At 70.8% G+C, this 3,666-nt stretch carries 4 protein-coding genes; all 4 read left to right on the forward strand.

The genetic code is table 11. From position 1 onward, the window contains the following. Positions 1-712: SDR family NAD(P)-dependent oxidoreductase (locus B2W70_RS17020; RefSeq protein ID WP_286747611.1), on the forward strand; the 712-nt coding region annotated here is incomplete at its 5' end. 41 nt (positions 713-753) lie between these two features. Continuing rightward, entirely contained in the window at positions 754-1,932 is a 1,179-nt protein-coding gene (locus B2W70_RS17025) for an acetyl-CoA C-acyltransferase (protein ID WP_058086763.1), read from the forward strand. A gap of 11 nt (positions 1,933-1,943) precedes the next feature. Continuing rightward, complete coding sequence (locus B2W70_RS17030; protein ID WP_286747613.1) at positions 1,944-3,083, forward strand: acyl-CoA dehydrogenase family protein; 1,140 nt, start codon at positions 1,944-1,946, stop codon at positions 3,081-3,083. 116 nt (positions 3,084-3,199) lie between these two features. Beyond that, a partial coding sequence (locus tag B2W70_RS17035; RefSeq protein ID WP_286747615.1) for an enoyl-CoA hydratase-related protein occupies positions 3,200-3,666 on the forward strand: 467 nt, incomplete at its 3' end.

A 3,666-nucleotide genomic window follows, 5' to 3' on the forward strand; every position in this document is an offset into this window, starting at 1 on the left:
GGCCCTGGCCGCCGGCGCCCGCGTCGTCATCGCCGACCTGGCCCCGCCGCGCGACGGCGCCATCCCCCCCGATGCCGCCGACCGCGTGGCCTTCGTGGCCACCAACGTGACCGACGAAGCCGCTGGCCAGGCGGCTGTGGACACCGCCATGCAACGCTTCGGGCGCCTGGACGTGCTGGTCAACGCCGCCGGCATCGGCCCGGCTGAAAAGATCGTGGGCAAGAACGGCCCGCACCGGCTCGAGAGCTTTCGCCGCACCATCGAGGTCAACCTGATTGGCACCTTCAACATGATGCGGCTGGCGGCGCCGGCGATGATCGCTTCGGGCGCACCCGGTGGCGACACCGACCCGCACGCCTCGCAAGGCGTCATCGTCAACACGGCCTCGGTGGCGGCCTTCGACGGACAGATCGGTCAGGCGGCCTACGCGGCCTCCAAGGGCGGCGTGGTGGCCATGACCCTGCCCGCCGCGCGCGACCTGGCGCGTGACCGCGTGCGCGTGCTGACCATCGCGCCTGGCATCTTCGAGACGCCGATGCTGCTGGGCCTGCCGCAAGAGGTGCAGGACAGCCTGGGCCGCAGCGTGCCCCACCCGGCCCGCCTGGGCCGCCCGGCGGAGTACGCTTCGCTGGTGGGACACATCGTGGGCAACGATTACCTCAACGGCGAGGTGATCCGCCTCGACGGCGCCATCCGCATGGCCCCGAAGTGAGGCGCCACCAAGCGCCCCCCCACATCGCTGAGGAGTTGAGAATGCTCGATCCCGTTGTCATCCTGGCCGCGCGGCGCACCGCGATCGGCAGTTTCCAGGGCCAGTTCCAGGGCCTGTCGGCACCCATGCTGGGCGCCGCCGCCATCCGCGCGGCGATGCTGGACACCCACGTGCACGCCAGCGAGGTCGACGAGGTGCTGATGGGCTGCTGCCTGATGGCCGGCGTCGGCCAGGCCCCCGCGCGCCAGGCCCTGCTGGCCGCCGGCCTGCCCGACAGCGTGCCCGCCACGACGCTGACCAAGATGTGCGGCTCGGGCATGAAGACCGTGATGCTGGGCCACGACCAGCTGCTCGCCGGCACGGTGGGCGTGGTGGTGGCAGGCGGCATGGAGTCGATGACGCATGCGCCCTACCTGCTGCCCTCGGCGCGCGGCGGCCAGCGCCTGGGTCACGGCCAGATGGTCGACCACATGTTCTTCGATGGCCTGCAGGACGCCTACGACGGCCAGTTGATGGGCGTGCACGCCGAGGCCACGGCCAAGGAGCTGGGCTTCACACGCGCCGAACAGGATGCCTACGCCCTGGCCTCGGTGCAGCGCGCGCAGGCGGCGGTGGCCGAAGGCCTGTTCGCGAGCGAGATCGCGCCCGTCACGATGAAGGTCAAAGGGGTGGAGCGCACCCTCGCCGTCGACGAAACCCCCGGCCAGTGCAAGCCCGAGAAGATCGCCACGCTCAAGCCCGCCTTCGGGGCCGATGGCACGGTGACGGCGGCCAGCTCGGCCTCGATCTCGGACGGTGCAGCGGCCCTGGTGCTCACCCGCGACAGCACCGCGCGCTCGCGCGACTGGCGGCCGATCGCGCGCATCGTTGGACACAGCACCCACGCCGGCCCCCCCGGGCGCTTCACCACCGCGCCCGTGGGCGCCATCCGGCGCCTGTTCGACCTCACCGGCTGGACGGACGAAGACGTCGACCTCTACGAGATCAACGAAGCCTTTGCCGTGGTCACGCTGATCGCCATGCGCGAGCTGAAACTCAGCCCCGACAAGGTCAACGTGCGCGGCGGCGCCTGCGCCATGGGCCACCCCATCGGCGCCACCGGCGCGCGCATCCTCGTCACCCTCATCCACGCCCTGCAACAGCGCGGCTTGCAACGCGGCGTGGCCGCCCTGTGCATCGGCGGTGGCGAGGCCACGGCCATGGCCATCGAACTGCTTTGAATGAACCCCGCATGAGCCACGACACCCTGCTCACCGAAGACCAGCGCCTGGTGCGCGACGCCGCCCGCGATTTCGCGCAGTCGGTGCTGGCCCCCCATGCCGCGCAATGGGACCGCGACGCCGCCTTGCCCGACGAGGTCGTGCGCCAGATGGGCGAGCTCGGCCTGCTGGGCATGCTGGTGCCCGAAGAACAAGGCGGCAGCAAGACCGACGACCTGGCCTACGCCCTGGCCATCGAAGAAATCGCCGCCGGTTGCGCCGCGTGCTCGACGCTGATGAGCGTGCACAACTCGGTGGGCTGCGTGCCGATCCTGCGCTTCGGCACGGCGGCGCAGCAGGCGCAGTGGCTGCCCCGGCTGGCCTCGGGCGAGGTCATCGGCGCCTTCTGCCTGACCGAGCCGCAAGCCGGCTCCGAGGCCGATGCGCTGCGCACGCGTGCCGTGCTGGATGGCGACCACTGGGTCCTCACCGGCGCCAAGCAGTTCATCACCAACGGACGCCGCGCCGGCATGGCCATCGTCTTCGCGGTGACCGACCCGGAGCTGGGCAAGAAGGGCCTGTCGGCCTTCATCGTGCCCACCACCACGCCCGGCTTCGTGGTCGAGCGCGAAGAGCACAAGATGGGCATCCGCGCCTCGGACACCTGCGCCATCTCACTGCAAGGTGTGCGCGTGCCGGCAGACCACATGCTGGGCCAGCGCGGCGAGGGCCTGAAGATCGCGCTGTCCAACCTCGAAGGCGGGCGCATCGGCATCGGGGCGCAGGCGGTGGGCATCGCCCGCGCGGCGCTGGATGCGGCGCGGGCTTACGCGCGCGAGCGCACGCAGTTCGGCAAGCCGATCGCGGAGCACCAGGCCATCTCGCAGCTGCTGGCCGACATGCACACGCGCTTGAACGCGGCGCGGCTGATGGTGCACCACGCCGCGCGCCTGCGCATGGCCGGTGTGCCCTGCATCTCGGAGGCCTCGCAGGCCAAGCTGATGGCTTCCGAGACCGCCGAGTGGGTGTGCTCCCAAGCCATCCAGGTGCACGGCGGCTATGGCTACCTGCAGGACTACGCCGTCGAGCGCCACTACCGCGACGCCCGCATCACGCAGATCTACGAAGGCACCAGCCAGATCCAGAAGATCGTGATCGCGCGACAGCTCTGAGGGGCGCGCCAGCCGCACCGGATGCAACAGATGCGCCGGATGCGGCAAGATCACGGCACCGCCTGGCCCCGCACACGGCACGGGCACCACCGCATTCATCGCCCAAGGACCTCGACATGATCGAACTCAACATCGACGGCGGCGTGGCCACCGTCACCCTCAACCGCCCGCCCGCCAACGCTTTCAGCCGCGAAGGCCTGCTCAAGCTGCGTGACACGGTGCAAGAGCTGGAAGCCAACCCCGCCGTGCGCGCCCTGGTGATCACCGGCTCGGGCCCCAAGTTCTTCAGCGCGGGCGCCGACCTCAACACCTTCGCCAGCGGCGACAAGGCGGTGGCACTCGACATGATCTCGGCCTTCGGCCTGGCTTTCGAAGCCCTGGCCGACACCCACCTGGTCACCGTCGCCGCCATCAACGGCTTCGCGATGGGCGGTGGCCTGGAGTGCGCACTGGCTTGCGACATCCGCATCGCCGAATCGCATGCGCAGATGGCCCTGCCCGAAGCCACCGTGGGCCTGCTGCCCGGCGGCACCGGCACGCAGACCCTGCCCTGGCTGGTCGGCGAAGGCTGGGCCAAGCGCAT

This window comes from Aquabacterium sp. UBA2148, assembly GCF_002328915.1.
GTDB classification, from domain to species: Bacteria; Pseudomonadota; Gammaproteobacteria; order Burkholderiales; family Burkholderiaceae_C; genus Aquabacterium; species Aquabacterium parvum.